The 24,384-nt window shown below is 52.9% G+C and carries 19 protein-coding genes, 1 tRNA gene and 1 pseudogene; 15 read left to right on the plus strand and 6 right to left on the minus strand.

Annotated elements, in window-relative coordinates:
- Positions 1–21 precede the first annotated feature (21 nt).
- Positions 22–951: pseudogene (locus FYJ62_RS03310) on the minus strand (DegV family protein).
- Between the two features lie 145 nt (positions 952–1,096).
- On the opposite strand from FYJ62_RS03310, the gene FYJ62_RS03315 reads away from it, so the two are divergent.
- The 3 genes from FYJ62_RS03315 (at position 1,097) to FYJ62_RS03325 (ending at position 2,720) form a co-directional block, all read left to right on the plus strand.
- Positions 1,097–1,813 carry a DUF975 family protein gene (locus FYJ62_RS03315; protein ID WP_154547710.1) on the plus strand — a complete coding sequence of 239 codons (717 nt, stop codon included), beginning with the start codon at positions 1,097–1,099 and terminating at the stop codon, positions 1,811–1,813.
- A 113-nt stretch (positions 1,814–1,926) separates the two neighbouring features.
- Positions 1,927–2,208, plus strand: a complete 282-nt coding sequence (locus tag FYJ62_RS03320; protein ID WP_154547712.1) for a hypothetical protein — start codon at positions 1,927–1,929, stop codon at positions 2,206–2,208.
- 185 nt (positions 2,209–2,393) lie between these two features.
- Positions 2,394–2,720, plus strand: coding sequence for an HIRAN domain-containing protein (locus FYJ62_RS03325; RefSeq protein WP_154547714.1), 327 nt, complete (start codon positions 2,394–2,396; stop codon positions 2,718–2,720).
- A 375-nt stretch (positions 2,721–3,095) separates the two neighbouring features.
- Here the strand turns inward: FYJ62_RS03325 and cysK are convergent, their stop codons facing one another.
- From cysK to FYJ62_RS03350, 5 genes are all read right to left on the minus strand, one after another.
- On the minus strand, positions 3,096–4,025 hold the full coding sequence (gene cysK, locus FYJ62_RS03330; RefSeq protein WP_154547716.1) for a cysteine synthase A: 930 nt from the start codon (positions 4,023–4,025) through the stop codon (positions 3,096–3,098).
- 28 nt (positions 4,026–4,053) lie between these two features.
- The gene (locus tag FYJ62_RS03335; RefSeq protein ID WP_154547718.1) at positions 4,054–4,911 is read right to left on the minus strand and encodes a homoserine O-acetyltransferase/O-succinyltransferase family protein; all 858 of its coding nucleotides are present in this window, start codon (positions 4,909–4,911) and stop codon (positions 4,054–4,056) included.
- A 342-nt stretch (positions 4,912–5,253) separates the two neighbouring features.
- A complete protein-coding gene (locus FYJ62_RS03340; RefSeq protein WP_154547720.1) occupies positions 5,254–6,639 on the minus strand; it encodes an MFS transporter in 1,386 nt (461 codons plus the stop codon).
- 182 nt (positions 6,640–6,821) lie between these two features.
- Positions 6,822–9,197 carry a Xaa-Pro dipeptidyl-peptidase gene (locus tag FYJ62_RS03345; protein ID WP_154547722.1) on the minus strand — a complete coding sequence of 792 codons (2,376 nt, stop codon included), beginning with the start codon at positions 9,195–9,197 and terminating at the stop codon, positions 6,822–6,824.
- 143 nt (positions 9,198–9,340) lie between these two features.
- Positions 9,341–9,414 (minus strand) — tRNA-Arg (locus FYJ62_RS03350).
- Between the two features lie 183 nt (positions 9,415–9,597).
- On the opposite strand from FYJ62_RS03350, the gene FYJ62_RS03355 reads away from it, so the two are divergent.
- The 12 genes from FYJ62_RS03355 to purF all read left to right on the plus strand — a co-directional run bounded on the left by FYJ62_RS03355 (position 9,598) and on the right by purF (position 24,383).
- Positions 9,598–11,736: a type IA DNA topoisomerase gene (locus FYJ62_RS03355; protein WP_154547724.1), complete on the plus strand. Its 2,139-nt coding sequence runs from the start codon at positions 9,598–9,600 to the stop codon at positions 11,734–11,736.
- A gap of 162 nt (positions 11,737–11,898) precedes the next feature.
- Positions 11,899–13,713 (plus strand): hypothetical protein, encoded by a 1,815-nt coding sequence (locus FYJ62_RS03360; RefSeq protein ID WP_154547726.1) that lies wholly within the window; start codon positions 11,899–11,901, stop codon positions 13,711–13,713.
- A gap of 42 nt (positions 13,714–13,755) precedes the next feature.
- Positions 13,756–15,339: a hypothetical protein gene (locus FYJ62_RS03365; protein ID WP_229771823.1), complete on the plus strand. Its 1,584-nt coding sequence runs from the start codon at positions 13,756–13,758 to the stop codon at positions 15,337–15,339.
- Between the two features lie 71 nt (positions 15,340–15,410).
- Positions 15,411–15,668, plus strand: a complete 258-nt coding sequence (locus FYJ62_RS03370) for a DUF2087 domain-containing protein (RefSeq protein ID WP_154547728.1) — start codon at positions 15,411–15,413, stop codon at positions 15,666–15,668.
- Positions 15,669–15,844: 176 nt separating this feature from the next.
- Entirely contained in the window at positions 15,845–16,312 is a 468-nt protein-coding gene (gene purE / locus FYJ62_RS03375) for a 5-(carboxyamino)imidazole ribonucleotide mutase (RefSeq protein ID WP_154547797.1), read from the plus strand.
- Positions 16,302–17,426 carry a 5-(carboxyamino)imidazole ribonucleotide synthase gene (gene purK / locus FYJ62_RS03380; RefSeq protein WP_154547730.1) on the plus strand — a complete coding sequence of 375 codons (1,125 nt, stop codon included), beginning with the start codon at positions 16,302–16,304 and terminating at the stop codon, positions 17,424–17,426. The genes purE and purK overlap by 11 nt, the downstream gene beginning before the upstream one ends.
- Positions 17,427–17,482: 56 nt before the next feature.
- On the plus strand, positions 17,483–18,778 hold the full coding sequence (gene purB / locus FYJ62_RS03385) for an adenylosuccinate lyase (protein ID WP_154547732.1): 1,296 nt from the start codon (positions 17,483–17,485) through the stop codon (positions 18,776–18,778).
- A 272-nt stretch (positions 18,779–19,050) separates the two neighbouring features.
- Positions 19,051–19,773 carry a phosphoribosylaminoimidazolesuccinocarboxamide synthase gene (purC, locus tag FYJ62_RS03390; RefSeq protein ID WP_154547734.1) on the plus strand — a complete coding sequence of 241 codons (723 nt, stop codon included), beginning with the start codon at positions 19,051–19,053 and terminating at the stop codon, positions 19,771–19,773.
- Positions 19,774–19,778: 5 nt separating this feature from the next.
- The gene (gene purS, locus FYJ62_RS03395) at positions 19,779–20,027 is read left to right on the plus strand and encodes a phosphoribosylformylglycinamidine synthase subunit PurS (RefSeq protein ID WP_154547736.1); all 249 of its coding nucleotides are present in this window, start codon (positions 19,779–19,781) and stop codon (positions 20,025–20,027) included.
- Positions 20,027–20,701, plus strand: a complete 675-nt coding sequence (gene purQ / locus FYJ62_RS03400) for a phosphoribosylformylglycinamidine synthase subunit PurQ (RefSeq protein WP_154547738.1) — start codon at positions 20,027–20,029, stop codon at positions 20,699–20,701. The genes purS and purQ overlap by 1 nt, the downstream gene beginning before the upstream one ends.
- Positions 20,701–22,923: a phosphoribosylformylglycinamidine synthase subunit PurL gene (gene purL, locus FYJ62_RS03405; RefSeq protein WP_154547740.1), complete on the plus strand. Its 2,223-nt coding sequence runs from the start codon at positions 20,701–20,703 to the stop codon at positions 22,921–22,923. Before purQ ends, purL begins: the two co-directional genes overlap by 1 nt.
- On the plus strand, positions 22,899–24,383 hold the full coding sequence (gene purF / locus FYJ62_RS03410; protein ID WP_154547742.1) for an amidophosphoribosyltransferase: 1,485 nt from the start codon (positions 22,899–22,901) through the stop codon (positions 24,381–24,383). Before purL ends, purF begins: the two co-directional genes overlap by 25 nt.
- Position 24,384 lies beyond the last annotated feature (1 nt).

Genomic DNA, 24,384 nt, shown 5'->3' on the forward strand with positions numbered 1-24,384 from the left:
TTGCGCTTGATTCCGCATTGCTTAAAATTTTTCGCCAACGGCTTCAGAATGCACGTCAGCCAGCGGCCGCCCCTGCTCATCAAAGTAGGAATCCAGCTTTCGGCATCAGATGATGGCTACAGTATGCTTGCCGCAGTGGACGCCAACGACGGGGCCAATGATCGACCGGTCGAAAGCGTCCTTTGGAAACTGTTCCTGGTAGTCCTTGAGCCAGGCCGCCCCTCGGTCAGGGTCGGCAGCGTCAAAGATCGTGGCCTGGATCGGGTAGGACTTGCCCGCAGTCAGGTCCGCGAAGTCCTTTTGGACATGCTTGTAGGCCCGCTTGTATTGGCGTTCTTTGGCAATGGCCGAGATATGGCCGGTCTCCTGAACGTCCAGAGACAGAATCGGGGTGATGTGCAGCAGGGACCCAATGAAGGTGGCGGCGTTAGAAAGGCGCCCGGTCCGCTTCAAGTGGGCCAAATTGTCGACCAGGAAGCGGACGCCAATGGTTTGGCGCAAGTCTTCCAGGTCTTTCATGATCAAGTCCGCGTCAGCCCCGGCCTTGACTAGGCGGGCAGCCAAGATGGCGCAGTCGGCCAAGCCCGCGCAGGTGATATGGCTGTCGAATGGGTGGATCTTGAGGCGTTTTTCCTCAGCCGCGTAGCCGACCAAGTTGCTGTAGAAGCTGGAAATCCCGCTGGACAAGGTCAGGATGATGACGTCCGTGTAGCCTTCAGCCACGTAGCGGTCGATGAATTCCTCAATCTGGCCAAAAGAAGGCTGTGAGGTCGTCGGCAGGGTTTCGGTATGTTCGATTTTTTCATAAAACTCGTCAGAAGTGATGTCGACCAGGTCATAGTAGGTCTTGTCGCCCCAAATCAAGGGAATCGGCACGACATCGATCTGGTACTTGTCCTGCTGCTCCTTGCTCAGGTAGGCAGAACTGTCGGTAAGAACGGCAATTTTCATATTTTTTCCCTCCAATCATGCTAACTATATTGTAGTTGAAAAAGGAAAGCTTGCCAATCAGTGAAAAAAGGCAGAAAAGGAGCGGGTGGGCAAATGCTATAATTAAAAGGAAGATCCAACAATAGAAAGCGATGAAGGAATAATAATGAAAGCAGCTGATTGCCGGGCAGCGGCCCGGGAAGACTTGAAGAAAATACCGGCAAAGGTTTACGCCCCGCTGGGCCTGTTGGCCTGCTATTTGACGGCCATTCCCAATGTGATTGGCATTTACGCCTCTGCCGGGGATGTCAATTGGGGACTGACCATCCTGGCTTTTGCCTTGGCCTTGCTGGCTTATCTCTACCAAGCGGCCTTCATGCTCTATTTGAAGCGTTGGCGCGCCCATGTCAAAATTGGCGCGGTCAAGCCAACCTTTTGGGAAGTCCTCTCCAGCAAGCGGATTCCGCGCCTTTTGGAATATGCCGTGTTGCAGAGCGTGTTGACTCAGAGCGTCGACGTGGTGTCCATGCGGGTGATGACTGATGACAAAATGACCTCCGGCCTGCGCTTTTCAATCACGACTTTGCTGGCCATAATTTTGATTTGGTTCTTAATGCGGCTGTCGCAAGTGCCATACCTGATTGATGACGACTTGCTGGAAGGCAACCGTAACGGCTTTTTTGACGAGGTCAACGAAAGCTGGCGGCTAATGAAGGGCCGCTGCTGGTCGTTTTTCTTCTTGAACCTGTCCTTTTTGGGCTGGATTATCCTGCAGAACGTGACGGGCGGGCTGGCCAGCTTCTTCGTGCAGCCATACCTGGCCTTGGCCTGCGCGGAATTTTACAGCCAAATTCTGGAAGACGAGCACATTTTTGACCGTTAGCAAATCTTAAGCTTTTCAGGCAGATTTTCCTGTTTGCCAGTCTCAAGATAGACTATAATTGTGAATGGATAGATATATAACTGAACATTCAATAATTGCAAACGGAGGAAATCATGATGGATAGCAAAATGTATTACGGTGTCTTGATTTTACTGGTCCTGCTGGCCTGGATCGCATCCCCGGCTTACAAGCAGTGGCAGGAAAAGCAGAGCCGCCAGGGCGGCTTGAACTACGCGAACGTGATTGGGATCTTGACGGTCCTGTTGGCCATCCTCTTCCTGTTTTCGCCAGCAGTCTTTTCCCTGCTGGCCATTCCCAGCGCCTTGCTGGCCATGGCTCTGTTGGCCTGCAGCAGGAGGGAGAGTCTGAAAATCAAGCAAAAGAAGCAAGAATAAGCAGTTACTGATCATTTGCTGGGCAAGTGATCAGTTTTTTCTTTTTTGGGCAAAAGTTTCTGAAAAAGTGTCAATTCTTTTGCTTAAATCTAACGAAAAGAGCTGGAAGTAAGCGCTTAAATAATGTATAATACGAAGCGTGATGATGGTAAAAGAGAACTTAGCAGGACGGGAGGTAAAGTCAAATGGAGAGAATTTACTTTACGATCCCTGGTACCGGCCACTACTATGGCAACGAGCCTTTTGCCCGGGGCCAGAAAGTCTATCTGTACAAAGAGCCTGAGAACCCCTTTGATTCAGAAGCCATCCGGGTTGAGTTGCCCGGTCTGGGCAAGGTCGGCTACGTGGCCAACAGCGTCAATACGAGAATTGGCGAGAGTTGGAGCGCTGGCCGGCTCTTTGACAAGATCAGCGATGGCACGGTCGGGATCGTCCGCTATGTTTTGCAAGGGGGAGTCGTGTGCTCTCTCAAGAGCAAGTCTTTGTTGAATGATACGGAAAATGAAGACTAGGAGAAAATTTCCATAAAAATTTAAATATTTTTTGGATCCAGGAAGACCAACATTGGTTTCCTGGCTTTTTTTGCTTTTGGGATGTCTCGGGCAAAATCGCCCTTTCTTTTTTGCCGATTCGTGTTAGAATTAGAACAATTTATTTAAAGCGATTATCTCAAAGGAGCGGAACTGCCATAAACTAAAGAAAACGGGTTCGATCAAAGCGATCGAGCCCGTTTTTTCAGGTTTTAAGCGTTAATGTGTCTAGGTTTGCTATGTGTCGATTTGTGTAGGTTATTGCTGATTGCTTGTCAGCTAGTAATTGAAAGTCAAATTATCTTAGTAAATTGGGTAAAAATCAGCGAAGCGTCCGCTTTGCTGCTCTTGGCAGCCTTAGAGCTGGTAGAGCGGAGTAGACAGGTAGCGTTCGCCGTTGTCAGGCGCAACCGTAATGACCTTGTGGCCCTTACCCAGCTTCTTGGCCAGCTCGATCGCGCCGTGGATGTTGGCCCCGCCGGAGATGCCTGGCAGGAAGCCTTCACTGCGGGCGACTTCGCGGGCAGTCTCGAAGGCTTCAGCGCTTGAGACTTCAACGATGCCATCATAGATTTCGCGGTCCAGGGTCTTTGGAATGAAGCCGGCTGAGATCCCTTGGATCTTGTGCTGGCCCTTCTTGCCCTCCTTAAGAAGCGGTGATTCAGCTGGCTCCAAGGCGTAGACCTTGACCGCACTGTCAGCCTTCTTCAAGGCGCGGCCAATCCCAGTCAAGGTGCCGCCAGTCCCAACGCCGGCAACGAAGGCATCTGGCAAGTCGTCAGCCCCAAAGGCATTGACGATTTCCTGGCCAGTGGTCAATTCGTGGATTTCCGGGTTGGCTGGGTTTTCGAACTGCATTGGCATGAAGTAGCCGTGTTCCTTGACCAGTTCCTCCGCCTTGGCAATTGACCCGGGCATCCCCTTGCTGCCCGGGGTCAGGATCAATTCCGCCCCGTAGGCGCGCATCAGCTTCTTGCGTTCATCGCTCATCGTTTCCGGCATGGTGATGATCAAGTGGTAGCCCTTGGCGCTGGCTACGGCCGCCAAGCCAATCCCGGTGTTGCCGGAAGTTGGTTCGATGATGGTGTCGCCGGCCTTGAGCTTGCCTTCTTTTTCCGCCTTTTCAACCATGGCCAGGGCGATCCGGTCCTTAATGGAGCCGCCTGGGTTGAAGAATTCCAGCTTGACGTAGACGTCGGCGGAATCTTCTGGGACGACGCGGTTGAGCTTGAGAATTGGGGTGTGGCCGATAGTGTCCAAAATTGAGTTGTAAATCTTGTCTGACATAGTTGTTTCCTCCTGAAAAAATTATTGCTTAGTTATTCTGCAAATTTCCTACTTGTTTGAATTCTTGGATCTTGGCGATCCAGCTGCATGTCTTGCAACTGCTCGCCGGCTGAATGCTGGCCAGCCAGTTGGCGAAGAAATGCTTCTGGGTCTCTTCCCAGGTGAACTGGGGATCTGCCATGTGCTCTTCATCGGCGAAGTATTGCTGCGGTTTGGACAAGCCGCGGTCATCACCTCCTCTGGCGGCAAGCTCGCGGTCGTATTCCTTGATGAAGGCGCTGGGGCCGTATTCAAGGTGGGAGAAGAGAAAGACCTGCGGGCGTGTCTTGGCCGTAACCAGGCAAAGATGGCCAGTTTCGGAAATGGCGTTGACAGTCAGCTCTGGCTGCTTGGCCAGGTCCTGGTGGCTCATCTCCGCGTAGCGGGCGTGTGGCGCTTTAAAGCCTGAAGCTAAACCCGCTAGCAGGGGAGTGGGCTGCAGAATCTGCTGGCGGTAGATGCCGAAGAGCTTGCCAGCCAAGGCGTCCTTGCCGATGCCGTAGAAATGGTTTAGAGCGGCCATGGCTCCCCAACAGACATAAAGCTGGGGAATCTGCTTTTCATCCAGAAAAGCAAAGAGCTGCCGCAATTCATCCCAGTAGTCTACTTGGTCAAAGGGAATCTTTTCAATCGGGGCGCCGGTGATGATGAAGGCGTCCATTGTTCCCACTTTGACCAAGTCCAGGGGCTCCGCGATTTTGGCAAAAGCGGCTGGAAGCTGGCGCTTTTGGTAATGGGGCTTGGGATAAAAGAAGGTGAGGTCCGCGTCCGCCAGGACATGACGGAAGCGCTTCTGGGTATCCACTTTGTCATGCATGATGTTTAAGATGCCAATCTTGACCTGCATAATCGTTCTGCTCGCTTTCTTGAAGTTGATGACTTTTTGCAACAAAAAAGACGCGAAACCAAAATGGCTTTCGCGTCTTAAACAATCTGCGTGTTACTCTTTGAGCTGCAATTAATCAGTAGCTAATTGGAATTAATTGTACGCCAAACAGTGGATTGTTTAAGACACAATCCACAACAACAAGTGTTTACAAAGTTCATGTTTTGTAAAGCATTGTTGAACATTTTCGCGTACCTCCTTGATAAGTTAATTACAGTAAAACACATGCGCCGGCTTTTGCCAAGAGAAAATTTCAGGAAAAACTCACTTTTCTAATTTGCTTCTATATATGCCCCCCAAAAATTATTTTTCTTCCTGCAATTTGAAGTTGCCAATGATCATCAGCAAAACCAAAATTCCGGTCAAAAGGAAAACAATGAAATCCAGGCGTCCGCCCTGGCAGGTTCTAACGGCCAGACTGCCGCTGCCGGTCTTTTGGAAAATCGCGATCAAGGCGGTGGCCAGGCCAACGCCTAAAGAGCCGGCAAACTGCTGGACCATGTTGAAGACGGAGTTGACATCCGCCGACTGCTTGCGGGTCACCAGGGTGGTGGCGTTGGAAATCGTGTTGGAGAAGGTCAAGTTGAAGCCGGCCCGGATAAGGATGTGAACTAAGACAAAGAGCAGGGGGGTCAGCAGGGGCTGGATCAAGGTGAGCAAGATCAAGCCGGCCACAAAAAGGCTGGCTCCGAAAATCAGGGGCTTTTTATAGCCAAAATGGTCGGCCAGAGTCCCTGAAATCGGGGCTAAGATGGCACCGACAATGGAGCCAGGCAGCAAGATCAAGCCGGCGATCAGGCTGGAGGAGCCCAAGACGTATTGGGCATAGACCGGCACGGCTACGGACAGGCCGATATTGACGAACTGCAGGCCGAAATAGGTCAAGGCGGCCAGCCAGATGGACTTGCTCTGAAAAATTCCCAGGTTGACCAGTTGGGTCTTGCCGTGGTTGTTGACGTAGATGAAGGCCAAGAACAAGAGGATGCCCAGGGCCGCCATCAAAAAGAATGAAACTGAAAAACCGCCTTTGCCGATCAGGGAGATGGCATAGATCAAGGCCGACAGGGCCAAAGCCAGCAAGACCAAAGCTCCGCTGCTGAACGGGGCAGAGTTGCCGAATGGCTGGTTGCGGATAAAGAGCTGGCCGCCAATTAAGGCCAAGCAGGCCAGTGGCAAGAGGAACCAGTAGATCTCCCGCCAACTTGCGCTGGCCGCGACCAACCCGCCATAAGTTGGTCCCAGGGCCGGGGCAAAGGAGATGACCATGGCGGCAATTCCAGTCATGAAGCCCAATTTTTCCCGGGGAATATCCGTGAAGATCAGCTGGAACATGATCGGCGTGGACAAGCCGGTCGCGATCCCTTGGATCACCCGGCCAGCCAGCAGGACGCCAAAGCTTTCTGCCGTTGTTCCCATAAGGTTTCCGGCAATAAAGGCCAAGGCAGCGGCCAAGTGCAGCCAGCGGGCCGGAAACTGGCGCAAAAGGTAGGCGGTCGTGCCCATGATGATGGTGACCGTCAAGAGGTAGCCGGTCGTGATCCACTGGACCGTGGACAAGGGAACTCCGAATTGCTTGACCAGCTGCGGGTAAACGACGTTCATGGAAGTTTCATTTAAGATCCCAATGAAGGTCAGCAGCGCCGCGCTGGCAATTGCCCAATAGACGCGTTTGTTGCTTGCTTTTGACATTGATTCTAAATAACTCGCTTTCTTTATACTCAAATAGTGCTATTGCCGCAAAATAACTAGCATCTAGCTAAAACAAATAGATAATGATCAGACAAAACAAAAAAGGCTGTCAGCGGTAGCTCCGCAACAGCCTTTTTTGTTTTGTCGTATACCTTATTTTAACACAATTTTTGCCCAAGCCGCTACTTCTTGTAGAAGAGCAGCTCTGAGTCAGCCAGATCGATGGTGTAGTCTTCTGCGACAAGCGGCCGCTTAGTCATGCCTTGGTCAGTTGAGTAAATGATCAAGACCAGCTTTGAGCCGGCAGGCATGGTGTAGTAGGTTGGCTGAAGCTCAAAGACCAGGTCAACGAATTGGCCGGCTTCCAGCTTGCTTGGCCGGTGCATGTCCTGGTAGTTTTGCAGGTTCATGTGGGCCTTGGTGATCAGTTTGGCCTTAGTTGCCTTGTCTGGCACGAATTCCTGCAAAGGACCGGCGCCAAAGCGGAAGCCGAATTCCTGACAGGAGCGCTCGAGCACCTTTGGCGTAGGGGTCAGCCGCTTGCGCTCGCCCAGTTCGACCAAGGCCACGGACAGCTGGCCAACCGGCTTGCTGGCGGCTACTTTGATGTGGACCTTTGGCCGGCCAACGATGGTTACCGGGTGGGCAAATTCATCGCTGGTGAAGCGCAGGCTGGCCTTGGCCCACTTCTCTTCTCCTGAGATGAACTGGTATTCCCAGGCCGTCTCGCTGATGCCGGCTTCCTTGAATTCTTTGCCGCCAAGGTCGGTAAAGGTTTCCTGCTTGCTCCCCTGGCTTAAGGTGGAAAGCTCGTGATCATCGGTCAGACCGTAGACCGTCTCTTGGCCCATGTTGGCCCAGTCCTTTTCTTCATGCCATTTGTCGGCTTCCAGGTTGTCCTGGATCAAGACCTTTGGCCACTGCTTTCGGGCGTTGTTTTCAATGCCCAGCAGCTCATGCACGAACCACAGGTTCATCAAGTCAGTGAAGTCAATTGAGACTAGGTTGTTCATGTTGTAGTGAGGACCTTGATGAAGGAAGAGGTGGGATTCAACCGGCAGCTCCTTGACCTTCTGCCAGATCTTGTAGACGTTTTTTGGCTTGACGTTCCAGTCGTTCAAGCCGTGCACGGAGATCCAGGAGCACTTGATGCCATCCGCGTGGTGGCGGTAGTTTCTGGCCTCCCAGAAGTCGGAGTACTGGCCAGTTGCCCGGTCCTGGGCCTCTTCCAGGTACTTTTGCTCCTTTTCATAAGCCGTTTTAGCGGTAAAGTTGCCTCCGTCCCACAGGTTGGACTGGCAGACTTCGGCCAGCTTGTCCAGGTCTTCGCCCTGGCACTCGCCTGGGGCAACGACCAGCCCGTGCTCACGGTAGTAGTCATACCAGGAGGAGATAGCGGCTTCGGAAACGACGGTCTTCAGGCCTTTGACGCCAGTCGTGGCGATGGCAATCTGCAAGGTCCCCAGGTAAGAGCGGCCAGTCATGCCGATGTTGCCGGTGCACCAGCTGGCCTTGGTTTCAAAGCGGCGGGTCCGGTCGGTGTAGGCCACTCGGTCGCCAGTCAGCCATTCGATGACTTCCTTTTGGGAGATGGTTTCTTCTGGAGCGCCAGTAATCCGCAGGCCGTCGCCGTGGCGGTTGCCGATCGCGCCGGAGAAGACGGAGGCAAAACCGCGGGCCAGGAGGTATTCGTTCAAGGCGTAGGAGGACTTGCCCAAGGCAACTTCAGTTGCCGGCACGTCCTCATCAGTCGGCTTTGGGGCAGGCTTCATTGGCTTGGCCACGTACTTTGGATTGGTCCAGGTGGTGGCATCAGTCAGATTTTCGTCGACGCTGTGGTTTTGGGCGGCGTTGTCGATGATTCCGCCAAAGTATGGAGAAGCGGTATAGAGGGCTGGAACCTTGAGCTGGTCCTGACTTTCGGCTGGCCGGAAGACCGTGACTGGCAAGAGGTCGTTTTGGCCGTCTTCGTCAGTGTCCAGGTCACTTTCCACGTAAACGACTTCCCGGATGACCTTGCTGGTGTCAAAGACGGGCAGGGACTTGCCGTTAAAGAACTTGAACTGGCCTTCTCCCCAGAACTGGGTGAAGTAGCCCTTGCCGGCCATGACGTCAAGCAAGGTCTGGCCGTTCTTGGCTCTGGTGTTGAGCAGGCGGTAGAAGGCGCTGATCAGGTCGTCCTTGTTTTCCAAATCCTTGCTGCTTGGCAGGGCCTGCTTTTTGACGACGGCAATTGGGTCGGTCAGGCTGTAGTCGTAGCCTGGGTGGTAGCCCAGCAGCTGGAGGGCCACGTCGTAAAATTCGGCTGCCGTCATGGCTGCTGGCTGCTTTGCCAGGAATTGGGCCAAAGTCTCACTTGGGCTGACGGCATATTCGATGAACTTGGCTTCCTTGGCTTGGCGGGTCGTGGCTTCAGCCAGGACGTTGCCGGTCAAGACGGCCAGCAGACTGCTGAAAGACAAGTCTTGGTAATTAGCAGGCAAAAAGTTGATGGAAAGCAGCTCTTCGACCTGCTTGGCCGGAGCGGTTTCCACATAAGCATATTGGTTGTATCTCATTAGCTTAACCTCATCAAAAATTAATGTACTTACCCTATAAATGCAAGCAAATAGGATCGCCTTTGTCAAGCAGCGAAAATGGAGCGGTAAAGACAGAAAAAAGGCCAGCAGGCAAATGCCTGCTGGCCTAAAGCGTCTTGGTATGATTCGGGTGAGATTCGAACTCACGACCCACGGTTTAGAAGACCGTTGCTCTATCCAGCTGAGCTACCGAACCGTCATGCTCTGACGCAACATATTAAGTATATGTGAACTAGCGCGGACTGTCAAACTTTTTTGGAAATTTTTTGCGAAAAAATTCAAAAAACGGACCGCATCCGGAACTAAAGGCTTTGAAAATGACCAGGCGAAGATTAGAATATTAAGGTGGTTTTGCGATTCGATCAAGGGAGGAAAGTTGATGACGACAGTGATTTTGGCGGAAAAGCCCAGCCAGGCCCGCGCGTATGCCGAAGCCTTTGCCCAATCCAAAAAGGGTGAAGGGCTGATCTACGTGGCAGACCCGATCTTGCCGCGCGACACGGTTATTACTTATGGCTTTGGCCACTTGGTGGAATTGGCCATGCCCGAGGTCTATGACCCGAAATACAAGCGCTGGGCCATGAAGTACCTGCCAATTTTTCCTGACAGCTACAAATATTTCGTCCCCCGGGACAAGCAGAAGCAGTTCAAGATCGTTTCTTCCCTGCTGAAAAAGGCTGACACGATCGTCGTGGCGACTGACAGCGACCGGGAGGGGGAGAATATTGCCTGGTCCATCATGCGTCAAAGCGGGATCGATCCCCGGAAAAAACGCCTTTACCGCCTGTGGATCAACTCTTTGGAAAAGAGCGCTATTCGGGAAGGCTTCCAGAATCTTAGAAACGGCTGGGACTTCTTTACCCGCTACAAGGAAGCCCAAACCCGCCAAATCAGCGACTGGCTGGTCGGGATGAACGGCAGCCCCTTGTTTACCCTGCAGCTGCGCAAGCAAGGAATCAAGGGCGTTTATTCCATTGGCCGGGTGCAGACGCCAACCCTTTACATGGTCTACCAGCGCGACGAGGAGATTGACCACTTTAAGCCGGTGCCTTATACCGAACTGACGGCAGACTTTTGGGCCAGCCGGCACAAGTTTTCCGGCAAGCTGGAGCCCTACCAGCGCTTTGAAACGCCGGCCAGCCTCTACCAATTCTTAGAGCAAAAGGGGATGGGACTGGGCAAGCAGGAAGGGGTCGTTGAGAAGCTGAAGAAGGAAGTCAAGCAGGTGGCCAGTCCCAGCCTGTTCTCTTTGTCCAGCCTGCAAAGCGAGGCCAACCGGCGCTTTCGTGCCAGTGCCAGCCAGACCTTGAAGGCCGTGCAGAACCTGTATGAAAACAAGTTTTTAAGCTATCCGCGCACGGACTGCAACTATATTACGGACAAAGAGTACGCTTATTTGGCCCAGAACCTGGACAAGTACCTGGCCATGCTGGATAATGGCGAAGCTAAAGACCAGCTGAAGCCAGTTGGCCCGGACAAGCGCTATGTCAACTCGGCCAAGGTTCAAGAGCACCACGCCATCATTCCGACCCGGACCACGCCGGCCCCGGCCCGCCTGGCCAAGATGTCCCGCCTGGACCAGCAGGTCTACGACCTGGTGGTCCGCCGGACTTTGGGAATGTTTTTAAAGCCTTATGAATACGAGAAGACGACGGCCCTGATCCGGGTCGACAAGCTCCTTTTTAAGGCTACGGGCAACGTGACCGTCAACCGGGGCTGGAAGGTCTTGGAAACGCGGAAGGAAAAGGCAGGCGGCTTGCCGCAGCTGGCTGAAGGGCAGGCCCTTTCGGCTCGCTTAAGCGAAGAGCAGAAGGAGACCAAGCCGCCGGCCAAGTTTACCGAAGGGACTTTGATCACGGCCATGAAGACGGCGGGGAAGACCTTGGATGATGAAGAGGCCCAGGCCATTCTGAAGGACGTGGAGGGGATCGGGACAGAAGCGACTAGAGCCTCAACGATTGACATCCTGAAAAAGCGGGGCTATTTGGAAGCGAAGAAGAACCAGCTGACCGTCACGCCAAGCGGGCAGATCCTGGCAAAGGCGGCTGAGGCAGAGCCATTGTTGGTCAGTGCCCAGATGACCGCCCAGTGGGAAAAGGCCTTAAAGCAGATCGGCCAGGGCCAGCGGAGCCAGGACAACTTCCTGGAGCAGATCAAGCGCTTTATCAGCCAGATGATCCAGCAGGTCCCGGACAAGCTGGCCATTGATCCCCAGCTGGCTGACCGGGCTAAGGCAGAAAAACAGGCCGCTGAAGGCATTGCGGTCTGTCCGGTCTGCAAGGCCGGGCAAATCATGGACAAGGGCAAGTTCTATGGCTGCTCCAACTACAAGTCCGGCTGTCGCTTCACTTTGCCCAAGAAGTTCGCGGGCAAGAGCCTGGGCAAGCGGATCGTGCGGACTTTGGCCAGCAAGGGCAAGACCGACAAGCTGGATGGCTTTGTCTCCAAGAAGACCGGCCAGCGCTATTCGGCCAAATTGCAGCTGGAGGGGGACAAGCTGGCTTTGGCCTTTGACTGAAAAGCATTAAGGCAGTCTTAACATTTTTGTTACAATGCAAATAATAAATCTAAATTGTGGTAAAGTAAAAAAGACGCCTGTTTGCCAAGACTGGCGGCTGAAGCCGGATGGTTTAGGGATAATTAAATTACATACTGTATTTAAAACGAAAGGGAGGATTTGATGAAACGTTTTGCCTTGGGACTGCTGACCAGCGCAGCCTTAGTTGGCGGCCTGGCTAGTCAGGCACAAGCAAGCAGCAAGGATTTCAGCCAGAGCATGAAGACGGACCTGACCACCAAGATTATTGGCGACAAGAATTATCGGGTCTATTCGTCGCTCACGCTGAAAGAAGTAAACAAGAAAGTTGAGAAAAAGACCAGAAAGAAGCAAAAGTACACGGTCAAAAAGCGGGTCGCTTACAAGAAGCGGGGCAAGACCAAGCATAAAACGGTCAAGCAAGTCAAGTACAAGTGGGTGACCAAGACTGCTTATCAGAATGTCAAGAAGAAAGAGTGGAAGTTTGGTAAGCCGCTGACCATGTCGGCTGACTTCAAATACGCGCATGTTCAGTCGAATTCATACAAGGTCAAAAACGGCAAGCGCTACTACTTCATTTACGTCGATGGCCGGCCAGTGGGCTATGTCAATGAGAAAGCTTTCGCGCTTTCTAAGGCCAAGATCGTGCCCCAGATCAGCCTGGTCAACAATCCAGTTGACACGGTCGGCTTTAATGCGGCGGATGCGATCAACTACGTGACTGACAAGCACGGGAGCCTGGTGGACAATGATCGGGTCGCGATCAGCTGCAAGTCTGCCAAGCTGAAGATCTCTGATATGGGCTACATTTCCAGCAAGAAGGCCGGAACGGCCACTTTGACCTTCAAATATGGCAAGGCCAAGGGGACCAGCAAGCTGACGGTGCGCAGGGATGCCAATGAAGGGGTCAGCGCGGCCAACGCCAAGCCAGCGGCCGCGGATTTGCCAAACTTGACGACTTGGTCAGCCAGCGACGGGGCAGCTTCGTCATCCTCGTCAGCAGCATCTTCTTCCAGAACTGCCACCAGCAGCCACAGCTACTGGGCAAGCAGCATGAATGGCACGAACCGGGCGGCCAACATTTACACCATCTTCTATCATCCTGCCGTCCTTAGCGCTCCAGGCTCAAGCAACTTGGGGGACAAGGTAAGCAGTGCCGTACAGGGGATTGACGTCTATGGCCAGACCCTGGTGACCAGCAACCTGGACTTGGGGCAGGCTGACAGCCAGGAAGCCCGGGGACACATGGTCAGCTATGATCTGACCAATATCAGCGCCAAAAATCGCCGCAAATACGACTACCAGCAGCTGCCAAGCACGACGCTGGACTTTGACGTCTGGCTGGATTACGTCAAGCACGTTAAGGTGAGTCCGTACATGCGACTGGGCCATGGGCAGGCAATTGGGAGCACCAAGAAGTATGCCTACGTTTTGGCCAACTGGAACCGGTCCGGAAACTGGGCCAACTCCCAGGAACTGATCCGGGTCAACAAAGCGACCATGCAAATGGACAAGATTTGGACGATCAAGGTTTGGAACGGGTCGGCCAAGTACCCGCGGGTTTTCCTTAACGCGGACGTGATTGATGACAATACCTTGATCGCGCTCTTCCATAATGCCTCCAAGCACCGCTATGAATACTGGAAGATCACGCGAACGGGCAACAGCTTCAAGGCCAAGGAGGTCGGGGCCACGGCCAGCGACTTGATCAGCAATTCCGCTGAAGTCCAAGGCTTTGTCTGGGATAGTGCCTACGATGTCTACTATATTGCTTTTAACGACTATCTCTTCAAGGTTGGGGCCGGTCTGGCCGGCGTTACGCAAGCCGGCAAGGTCATGAACTACTATAAGTTCGCGACCCACCGGGAGTTTGAGGGTCTGGGCAGCTACAAGGGCTCGCTTTACCTTAACTTGAACCACCCGACAGAAACCCTGAAATTGGATCATAATGGCCGATAGTTGAGTGTGATGATTGGGAGTATAAAAATAAAATTTAAGAGAATGCTGCTTTTCCAGACCGCCTTGCTTGTTGCTGGCCTTTTGCTGACGGCTGGCCAGCAGCCGGTTGCCGCCGCGGGTGAAAAGCTGTCAACCAAAATTATCGATGGCAAGAAAAATTATGGAATTTATGCCAGCCTGAACAAGGTCAATCAGAAAAAAGGCAAGAAGAGCAAGAAAGTCTGGAAGAGCAAGAAAGTCTGGAAGTTTGGCCGGAAAATGGCCGGCACGAAAGAATTCAAGCTGGCCCACGTCCAGTCGCAAAGCTACAAGACTGCCAATGGCCGGCGCTATTACTACGTCTACATTGACGGCCGCGGGGTTGGCTATGTCAATGAGAAGGCTTTTGTCAGAAGCAAGATGTCTTTGGTCAAAAGCGTCAGCCTGGTCAACGATACTGTCGATTCGGCCGGCTTTAACACCGACGACGCCATCAACTACGTGACCGACAAGCACGGCAGCGTGGTTGACAACGGCTTGGTCAAGAAATCAATTGACCGGATCTCTGAAGAGAAGCCGGGCCACTGGCTGGTGACCTACCGCTATGGCAAAGCATACGGGAAGGTGCCAGTCACCGTCCGCGGCAATGCCAGGGAAGGGATCACCAAAGCCAGCGTCAAGCCTGGCAAGGGTGGCAACGTAGGCAAGACATGGTTTCCAATTGAATTGGCCTTCAGAGGCAGCTACAGTGCCCAATTTTTCCCGCATACCTACTGGGGAACTGACAAAAAAGGCAAGAAGGCGGCCAAGCTGACTACCAAGTTCTACGAGCCAAACAGTTTAAGCCTTTTGGCAGGCAGCGAGGAAACCAATGTCCGGACCAATGTTCAAGGATTGGATGTCTACGGGCAGGACATGGTAACGACCAACTTTTATGGCGGCTCAAGGGCATCACTTGATAATTCCAGAGGGCACGTTATTCTGTATCACCTGAACAAGGTGCCGACTTATGCTTTGCAGTATATGCCCACCCAGACTCTGAATTTCTATGCTTGGAAGAGCTACGCGGCCAACATGAAGGTCAGTCCATATATCAAGCTGGGTCATGGCCAATCATTAGGGTCGACTTCACGCTATATTTATGAACTGGCCAACTGGAACCGGGCCAAAAAGCCCCGGTCAAATGAATTGCTGCAGATCGATAAAAAGACCATGCAGGTTAACCGGATTTGGACTTTTGCCGTCAGCAACGGGAGCCGGAAGTACAACCGCTACTTCCTGAACGCTGACGTGATCGATGATAATACCGTGGTAGCCCTTTTCCACAATAAGTCCAAGCAGCGGTATGAATTTTGGAAGATTGTCCGCAGAGGCAATAGTTTCCAGGCCAAAGAAACGGCCGCCGTCAGTGGAAACCTGATTTCCAACTCCAGCCAAGTCCAGGGCTTTACCTACAATGTTGCTTACAAGTGCTATTACATTGCCTTTAACGATTATCTGTTCAAGATCTCTGCCGAAGGCAATCTGGAGAATTTCTATCACTTTAATGCCAAGCGGGAGGTTGAAGGTCTGGCATCCTACAAGTCAAAGATTTACATCGCGATGAACAAGCGGGCGGAAGTCTTGGACTCCAACATGACTAAGTAGCCTCAAGAGCAGGCTTTTATAAAATAAATATTCTTACTGAAATGCACTAGGTGGAAGTTGAGGAAATTTAAATGGATATTACAGGATTTTTCAAGGATGGCCGCCTGCAGGTCATTCCCCGCAAGCAAAAGGCAAAAGATGCCTTGCTTGATGCTTTGATCGACCGCTTTGAATTTGGCCGGGACTATACTGAAAAAGAAGTCAATGAAGTTTTAGCAGCAGTCTATGACGACTACGCGATTTTGCGCCGCTACTTGGTTGATACCGGCCGCTTGGAACGGGACCCTTATGGCCGGCATTACTGGCGGGCTGATAGTAACGATGAATAATAAGTTTTAGGCCACCACATGGTGGTCTTTTTTTACGGCTTTTTAATTAAAAACGAATGATCATAAGAAAACTTGCACGGATAGTTCATCTTTCTCTTTTAAAAAGGCGCGTTTTCTGTTATCCTAAAGAAAAGCAGACAGGAGGAATTATCGTGACTAGTAGAATCAGTGTTGTCATGGGCTCCAAATCAGACTGGGGCTATATGCAGGAAGCTTGCAAGCTGCTCGACCAGTTCGGGGTTGACTACGACAAGCAGGTCATTTCAGCGCACAGAATGCCAAACGAAATGTTCGCCTTTGCCCAGAAGGCGGCCGAAAATGGCACGAAGGTAATCATTGCCGGCGCCGGCGGGGCGGCCCACCTGCCAGGCATGATTGCCGCCAATACGCCATTGCCAGTAATCGGCTGCCCAGCCAAAACCAGTGCTTTGGGCGGGATGGACTCCCTGCTGTCAATCGTGCAAATGCCGGCCGGCATCCCTGTAGCAACGACTGCTATCGGTCCTGCTGGTGCTAAGAACGCGGCGCTTTTGGCCATGCAGATCTTAGGCCTTGAAGACAAAGAACTCCAGCAAAAGATCGTGGACTACCGCAAGGAAATGCACGACCAAGCCAAAGAAAGCAGTGCAGAACTTGTCTATTAAGATCAAGCAAGGGCAGTCCATCGGCATTATCGGCGGCGGACAATTGGGGCAGATGCTGACTTTTGACGCCAAGGCAACCGGGATGAAGGTTATCATCCTGGACCCAACCCCGGACTGTCCAGCCGCGCAAGCCGCTGACGACCAGATCGTTGCTGAATACAGCGACATCGATGCTATCCACGAATTGGCCAGACGCAGCGACGTTTTGACCTATGAATTTGAGAACGTGGACCTGAAGGCCCTTGAAAGCGTCAAGGACCAGGTCTACATTCCACAGGGAACCAACCTGCTTTACGTCACCAAGCACCGGATCCGCGAGAAGACCTTCATTCAAAGCGCGGGCTGCCGGGTGACCGACTTCTTGCCAGTCAAGAACCGGGAGGAATTGACCGCTGCCGTTGAGCAGCTGGGCCTGCCGGCCGTGCTCAAGACCTGTGAAGGCGGCTATGACGGCAAGGGACAAGTCTTCTTGAGAAAGGAGGCTGACCTGGAACAGACCGCGGGCGTGTTGTCTACTGGCGACTGCATCCTGGAAAAGCTGGTCGACTTTAAGACGGAAGCTTCCGTCATGGTTGGCCGAAACAGCGACGGGGAAGTCACGGTCTTCCCGGTCAGCGAGAACATCAACCAAGGCGACATCCTGCATGAAAGCATCGTGCCGGCCCGCCTGCCGGAAGCCGTGCAGGAGCAAGCCCAGAAAGACGCGGTCAAGATTGCCAAGGCCATCAAGCTGGTTGGGATTCTGGGCGTTGAGATGTTCATTACCAAGGACGACCAGGTCCTGATCAATGAACTGGCTCCCCGGCCCCACAACTCTGGCCACTACTCAATTGAAGCCTGCAACTTCAGCCAGTTTGCCGTCCACAACCGGGCAATCTGCAACTGGCCGCTGCCAAAGATCAAGCTCTTGTCCCCAGTAGTGATGGTCAACGTTTTGGGCCAGCACGTCGACGGGGTGCACAAGCTGATTCCTGAAAAGCCCCAATGGTCCTTCCACGACTATGGCAAGGCGGAAGTCCGCTATGGCCGCAAGATGGGCCACATCACCATCCTGACTGACGACATCGACCAGACTCTGCGTGAGATCAAGGACACCAAAGTCTGGGATGCCTAAGCGGATTTATATTTGAAAATACTGTTATTGAATTGATTGCAAAAGGTGAAGAATAGATGATTGATCGTTACACCAGACCTGAAATGGGCGCCATCTGGACTGAAGAAAAGAAGTACGAATGCTGGCTGGCAGTTGAAATTGCTGCCGACGAAGCTTGGTCAAAGCTGGGCCACATTCCAGCCGAAGACGTGGAAAAGATCAAGAAGAACGCTAAGTTCTCCGTTGACCGCATCCACGAGATCGAATCAGTAACCCACCACGACGTGATTGCCTTCACGCGGACGGTTTCTGAGTCTTTGGGGGATGAAAAGAAGTGGGTTCACTACGGCTTGACTTCAACTGACGTCGTTGATACGGCGCAAGGCTACCAATTGAAGCAAGCCAACGACATCCTCCGCCAGGACATCCAGGACTTTATCGACATCCTGGCCAAGCGGGCCCTTGAATTCAAGGACACGGTCTGCATGGGCCGCACCCACGGGATCCACGCTGAGCCAACTACCTTTGGCCTGAAGTTCGCCCGCTGGTACTCAGAAATGAAGCGCAACCAAGAACGCTTTGAACATGCTGCCCGCGGCGTTGAAGCCGGCAAGATCTCCGGGGCCGTTGGGACCTTCGCGGAAGTTGACCCGGAAGTCGAAGCCTATGTCTGCAAGAAGCTCGGCCTGCACGCCCAGGAAATCTCAACCCAGGTGCTGCCGCGCGACCTGCACGCTGAATACGTGGCTGCCATGGCTTTGATCGCCACTTCCATTGAAAACATCGCGACCGAAATCCGTTCCCTGCAAAGAACTGAAATCCACGAGGTCGAAGAGCACTTCGCCAAGGGACAAAAGGGGTCATCAGCCATGCCGCACAAGCGCAACCCGATCGGTTCTGAAAACATCTGCGGGATGGCCCGCGTCCTGCGCGGCCACATGGTTACTGCCTATGAAGACGTGGCCTTGTGGCATGAACGCGACATTTCCCACTCAAGCGCGGAAAGAATCATCCTGCCAGACACCACGATCGGCCTTGACTACATGCTTCACCGGATGGGCAAGATTCTGAAGAACCTTGACGTCTTCCCGGAAACCATGAAGAAGAACATGGACAAGACCCTGGGCTTGATCTACTCTGGCCGCGTCCTGCTCAAGCTGGTTGAATCCGGCATGTCCAGAGAAGCAGCCTACGACTTGATCCAGCCATACACCGCCAAGTGCTGGGCTGAACAAATTCCATTCCGGCCGCTCTTGGAAGCAGACCCAACCATTCAAAAGCAATTGACCAAGGCTGACCTTGACGATGCCTTTGACTACCACTGGCACCTGCGCCACGTGGACGACATCTTCAAGCGCGTTGGTTTGGAATAAAGAAAAGCTTGTCTAACTAAAAGGAGCATCTCAATTTGGAGGTGCTCCTTTTATGTTCGCCTTTTATTGCTTATCTTTCTTAATAATTAATGCTTGTCCGGATATCTTATAAACAAAGCGACTATTTTTTACAAAATAACTAAAAATCGTTCGCTTTAGTGTTGACCTGGACAAATTAAATTGTTATTCTAGACCCAAGAAGAAATTACGAATAGTAGTTCCTGTTAGTTTGTTATAGTTCGTATTTAGTAATTGTTTATCGGAGGCTAAAAATGGCAGAATTGCTTTACAGTGGTAAGACTAAGGACATGTGGTCAACTGATGACCCGAACGTGCTGCGGGCAGTGTTCAAGGACGATACGACCGCCCTTGACGGGCTCAAGCACGATGTCTTCAAGAACAAGGGTGAGCTTGACGCGGAAATCTCCACTCTGGTTTTTGAATACCTGATGAAGCACGGCGTGAAGACCCACTTCATCAAGCGTCTTTCCAAAAACGAACAATTGGTCAAGAAGGTCAAGATGATCGACCTGGAAGTCGTAACCCGCAACGTGGCCGCTGGCTCCTTCTGCAAGCGCTACGGCATCAAGGAAGAGGGCAAGAAGCTGGACACTCCGGTTGAAGAGCTCTTCATGAAGAGCGATGAGCTCCACGACCCATTGATGAACGAATCAGACGCGATCGCCTTCCACTTGATCACTCACGAAGAACACGAACAAGTGTGGGAACTCAGCCGCCAGGTCAACAAGCTGCTGACCAAGCTCTTCGCTGACGCCGGCATGGAACTGGTTGACTTCAAGGTTGAATTCGGGACTCTGCCTAACGGGGAAGTCGTTCTGGCTGACGAATTCTCACCTGACAACTGCCGCCTGTGGGACCTTAAGACCAAGGACCACATGGACAAGGACGTTTACCGCCGGCAAATCGGCAACCTGGTTGATGTATACGAAAGAGTTTTGGCCCGCTTGCAAGACGCATTGGCCAAGGAGGATTAATTAACATGACTACTGTAAGAATCTACGTTACCTACAAGCAATCCGTTTTTGACCCGCAAGGGGAAGCAATTACCAACTCAATTCACTCCTTAGGCCACGATGAAGTTCAATCAGTCAAGGTCGGCAAGTTCTTTGACGTAGTGATCGACCCAAGCAAGAAGGCAGTTGAAGAATCCGTTAAGGAAATCTCAGAAGAGCTGCTGGTCAACTTCAACATGGAAACTTACACCTACAAGGTTCTGGAGGAAAAATAATGAAGTTTGCAGTCATTCAATTCCCCGGCTCAAACTGTGACATCGACCTCTACGAGGCTCTGCACACGGTTTGCGGCGCCGACGTCGAATACGTTCCTTCAAAGGAAAGCAGCCTGGACGGCTTTGATGCCGTAATGCTGCCAGGCGGCTTCTCCTACGGGGACTACCTGAGAGCAGGCGCGATTGCCCGTTTTACCAACATCATGCCCGCCATCGTCAAGATGGCCAACGAAGGCAAGCCAGTCTTTGGAACCTGCAATGGCTTCCAAATCTTGACTGAAGCCGGCCTTTTACCAGGCGCCTTGAAGAGAAACGACTCTTTGAAGTTCGTCTGCAAGACCGTTGAACTGGAAGTAGTCAACAACGACACGATCTTTACTTCCGAATACCAGCGGGGCGAAAAGATCAACCTGCCAATCGCCCACGCTGATGGCTCCTTCTACGCTGATGAAGCAACTTTGAAGGAACTGGAAGACAACCACCAGGTCGTTTTCCGCTACTCCAAGGAAAACCCTAACGGCTCCTTGCACGACATCGCCGGGATCACCAACAAGCGCGGCAACGTCTTGGGGATGATGCCTCACCCTGAAAGAGCCGTTGAAGCACTTTTGGGCAATACTGATGGTTTGCGTTTGTTTAAGTCAATTTTGGATCATGCGGAGGTAAAAGCATAATGGCTCAGGAAATGACTCCCGAAGAAATCAAAGAAAAGAAACCTTACCTTGATTGGAGCTTGTCGGAAGAAGAATACAACTACATTTCTGAAAAGCTGCTGCACCGCCTGCCGAACTACACTGAAACCGGCTTGTTTTCAGCAATGTGGAGCGAGCACTGCTCCTACAAGAAGTCCAAGCCAGTCCTGCGCCTTTTCCCAACCAAGGGCAAGCGGATCCTGCAAGGGCCTGGTGAAGGGGCCGGGGTCGTTGACATTGGCGACGGCCAAGCCGTGGTCTTCAAGGCTGAAAGCCACAACCACCCAACTGCCGTTGAGCCTTATGAAGGGGCAGCGACTGGCGTTGGCGGGATTCTCCGCGACGTCTTCTCAATGGGTGCCCGTCCGGTAGCTACCCTCGACTCCCTGCACTTTGGTGAACTGAACGATGCCCACACCCGCTGGCTTTTGAACGAGACGGTTGCTGGGATCGGCGGCTACGGCAACTGCATGGGGATCCCAACCGTCGGCGGTGAATTGACCTTCGACGACATCTACAAGGGCAACCCGGTTATGAACGCCATGAGCGTCGGCCTTTTGGACGTCAAGGACATGCAGAAGGGGATTGCAGCCGGCTTGGGCAACGCCGTGATGTATGTCGGCGCCAAGACTGGCCGTGACGGGATTCACGGGGCTACCTTTGCTTCTCATTCCTTTGACTCAGAACACGAAAGCCAAAGATCAGCCGTGCAAGTCGGCGACCCGTTCATGGAAAAGCTGTTGCTTGAAGCCTGCCTGGAATTGACCCAAAAGCACGCTGACTGGCTGGTCGGCATCCAGGACATGGGGGCAGCCGGGATCGTTTCCTCAAGCGCGGAAATGGCCAACGAAGGCCAGTCCGGCATGGAGCTGAACCTGGACTTGGTACCGCAGCGTGAGCCAGGGATGTCAGCCTACGAAATCATGCTGAGCGAATCTCAGGAAAGAATGCTGCTCTGCGTCAAGAAGGGGCATGAAGAAGACGTCAAGAAGATCTTTGACTTCTACGACCTTGACGCCGTAGTCATCGGCCGCGTGACTGAAGGCCACAATTACGTACTGCGTCACCACGGCGAAGTCGTCTGCGACATTCCGGTTTCCAGCCTGACTGAAGACGTTTTGGAAGAACCAAGCGAAGAAAGCAAGCCAGCCCACATGATCGAAGCTGAAAATGCTGAAAACTGGCAACCGGAAATCAAGGACCTGGCTGCAGCCTACAAGCAGATGATGGGCCAAAGCACTGTCGCTTCCAAGCAGATGTTCACCCAAACCTACGACTCCATGGTTAGAACCTGCACGGTCGTAGGGCCTGGTGAAGACAGCGGCGTCTTGCGCGTGCGCGGCACCCATAAGGGGATTGCCATGACGACTGACGGCAATGGCCGCTTCATCTACCTTGATCCAGAAATCGGCGGCAAGCGGGCCGTCGTTGAAGCAGCGGACAATATCATCGCTTCAGGGGCTGAACCGCTGGCGATCACTGACTGCTTGAACTACGGGAACCCTAACGAGCCAGAAGTCTTCTGGGAACTCCACCACTCAGTCATGGGGATTGCCAAGGCTTGTGAAGTCTTGGAAACGCCAGTCGTTTCCGGCAACGTTTCCCTGTACAACGAAACTGACCAAAAGTCCATCTACCCAACGCCAATGATCGGGATGGTCGGCCTGGTCAAGAACATTGATCGCGTCGTGCGCGACTCCTTCCAAGAAGCCGGCGACAGCATCTACTTGGTGGGGCAGACCGGGGACGACTACGCTGGCTCGGAATTGCAAAAGATGCTGACTGGCGAAATCTCCGGCACTTTGAATGATTTGGACCTGGACCACATCCACGCTTACCAGCAAAAGCTTCTGGCGGAAATGGAAGCTGGCCGCGTAGCCAGCGCCCACGACCTCAGTGAAGGCGGCTTGGCCGCAACTTTGGCTGAAAGCTCATTTGGCCATGACATCGGGGCCGAAATCAAGAGCGACTTGACCAGCGCTGAATTCTTCAGCGAAACTCCAGGCCGCCTGCTCGTCAGCGTGCGTCCAGCAGACGAAGCCGAATTTGCCAAGGCTTTGGGCGAAGACGCGGTCAAGATTGGTACGACCGGCGGCAGCACGCTGAAAGTTCAATTAGCAGATCAGACTGCTGAATTGGCAGTTGCTGAACTGAAAGATATTTGGGGAGGGGCAGTTCCATGCCTTATGAAATCAAAGGATTAAACGAGGAATGTGGCGTATTTGGCGTCTATAACGTGCCTGACGCGGCCAACGTAACCTACTTTGGCCTGCATGCCTTGCAGCACCGCGGTCAGCAGGGCGCCGGCATCGTTTCCAGCGATGGCAGCAAGCTGCGCCAGTTCCGTGACCGGGGGCTTCTGTCAGAAGTCTTTTCAAACCCGGCCGATTTGGAATTCTTGCAAGGGAACATGGCCATTGGCCACGTGCGCTATGGTACCGCTGGCTCAGACTCATTTGCCAACGTGCAGCCATTCCTGTTCCACTTCCAAGATGGTGAAATCGCGCTTTGCCACAACGGCAACTTGACCAATGCCAAGACCTTGAAGAAGCGCTTGGAGGACTCAGGCTCAGTCTTCCAGTCAAGCTCTGACACGGAAATTCTGATCCACCTGATCAGACGCAAGGTCCGCATGCCGTTCATTGAAGCCTTGAAGGCCAGCCTGAACGAAGTCAAGGGAGGCTTTGCCTTCCTTTTGATGACTAAGGACACCCTTTACGCGGCCTTGGACCCGAACGGCTTCCGGCCACTGGTCTTAGGCCAGATGGACAACGGGGCATACGTGGTAGCCAGTGAATCATGTGCCCTGGACGCGGTTCATGCCAAGCTGATCCGTGACGTGCAGCCAGGCGAGCTGTTGATCATCAATAAGGATGGCCTGAAGATCGACCGCTACACGACCGAAACCCAGCTGGCCGTCTGTTCCATGGAATACATCTATTTTGCCCGGCCTGACTCAATCATGCACGGGGTCAACATCCATACCGCCCGCAAGCGGATGGGGATGCTGCTGGCTAAAGAGCAGCCAGCGCCAAAGGATGCCGACATGGTCATCGGGGTGCCAAACTCCTCACTGTCAGCCGCGACTGGCTATGCGGAAGCTGCTGGCCTGCCATACGAAATGGGCTTGATCAAGTCCCAGTACATCGCCAGAACCTTCATTCAGCCAACTCAAGCTCTGCGTGAGCGCGGGGTCAAGATGAAGCTGGCTGCCGTCCGCGGGGTGGTTGCCGGCAAGAGCGTGGTAGTCGTTGACGACTCAATCGTCCGCGGGACCACCTCCCGGCAGATCGTGCAGATGCTGAAGGAAGCCGGGGCCAAGTCCGTGCACATGCGGATTGCCTCACCGCCTTTCAAGTACCCGCACTTCTATGGGATCGACATCTCACAGCGTCAGGACCTGATGGCGGCTAAGTACAGCGTTGAAGACATGCGGCGGATCATTGGCGCCGAAAGCCTGGGCTTCTTGTCCATTCCAAGCCTGATCAAGGCCATCAATATCCCTGACGCGGGCGATGCGCCAAATGGCGGCTTGACCGTGGCCTACTTCGACGGCAAGTACCCGACTCCTTTATATGACTACGAAGATCAAATCAAGGCTCCGCTGCACGTCGTGCCAGTTGAAGAAGTCTTGAAGAAGCAAAGACAAAGCAAAGGTGAATAAT

This window comes from Lactobacillus porci (assembly GCF_009695985.1).
Lineage (GTDB): Bacteria > Bacillota > Bacilli > Lactobacillales > Lactobacillaceae > Lactobacillus > Lactobacillus absianus.

Excerpts from the sequence above, each read along its gene's own strand:
- FYJ62_RS03370 (WP_154547728.1), top strand. The coding sequence starts at position 15,411 with ATGGATATTACAGGATTTTTCAAGGATGGCCGCCTGCAGGTCATTCCC.
- cysK (WP_154547716.1), bottom strand. The coding sequence starts at position 4,025 with ATGTCAGACAAGATTTACAACTCAATTTTGGACACTATCGGCCACACC.
- FYJ62_RS03360 (WP_154547726.1), top strand. The coding sequence starts at position 11,899 with ATGAAACGTTTTGCCTTGGGACTGCTGACCAGCGCAGCCTTAGTTGGC.
- FYJ62_RS03355 (WP_154547724.1), top strand. The coding sequence starts at position 9,598 with ATGACGACAGTGATTTTGGCGGAAAAGCCCAGCCAGGCCCGCGCGTAT.
- purB (WP_154547732.1), top strand. The coding sequence starts at position 17,483 with ATGATTGATCGTTACACCAGACCTGAAATGGGCGCCATCTGGACTGAA.
- FYJ62_RS03340 (WP_154547720.1), bottom strand. The coding sequence starts at position 6,639 with ATGTCAAAAGCAAGCAACAAACGCGTCTATTGGGCAATTGCCAGCGCG.
- purC (WP_154547734.1), top strand. The coding sequence starts at position 19,051 with ATGGCAGAATTGCTTTACAGTGGTAAGACTAAGGACATGTGGTCAACT.
- FYJ62_RS03345 (WP_154547722.1), bottom strand. The coding sequence starts at position 9,197 with ATGAGATACAACCAATATGCTTATGTGGAAACCGCTCCGGCCAAGCAG.
- FYJ62_RS03320 (WP_154547712.1), top strand. The coding sequence starts at position 1,927 with ATGATGGATAGCAAAATGTATTACGGTGTCTTGATTTTACTGGTCCTG.
- purF (WP_154547742.1), top strand. The coding sequence starts at position 22,899 with ATGCCTTATGAAATCAAAGGATTAAACGAGGAATGTGGCGTATTTGGC.
- purL (WP_154547740.1), top strand. The coding sequence starts at position 20,701 with ATGGCTCAGGAAATGACTCCCGAAGAAATCAAAGAAAAGAAACCTTAC.
- purE (WP_154547797.1), top strand. The coding sequence starts at position 15,845 with ATGGGCTCCAAATCAGACTGGGGCTATATGCAGGAAGCTTGCAAGCTG.
- FYJ62_RS03315 (WP_154547710.1), top strand. The coding sequence starts at position 1,097 with ATGAAAGCAGCTGATTGCCGGGCAGCGGCCCGGGAAGACTTGAAGAAA.
- FYJ62_RS03335 (WP_154547718.1), bottom strand. The coding sequence starts at position 4,911 with ATGCAGGTCAAGATTGGCATCTTAAACATCATGCATGACAAAGTGGAT.
- FYJ62_RS03365 (WP_229771823.1), top strand. The coding sequence starts at position 13,756 with ATGCTGCTTTTCCAGACCGCCTTGCTTGTTGCTGGCCTTTTGCTGACG.
- purS (WP_154547736.1), top strand. The coding sequence starts at position 19,779 with ATGACTACTGTAAGAATCTACGTTACCTACAAGCAATCCGTTTTTGAC.
- FYJ62_RS03325 (WP_154547714.1), top strand. The coding sequence starts at position 2,394 with ATGGAGAGAATTTACTTTACGATCCCTGGTACCGGCCACTACTATGGC.
- purQ (WP_154547738.1), top strand. The coding sequence starts at position 20,027 with ATGAAGTTTGCAGTCATTCAATTCCCCGGCTCAAACTGTGACATCGAC.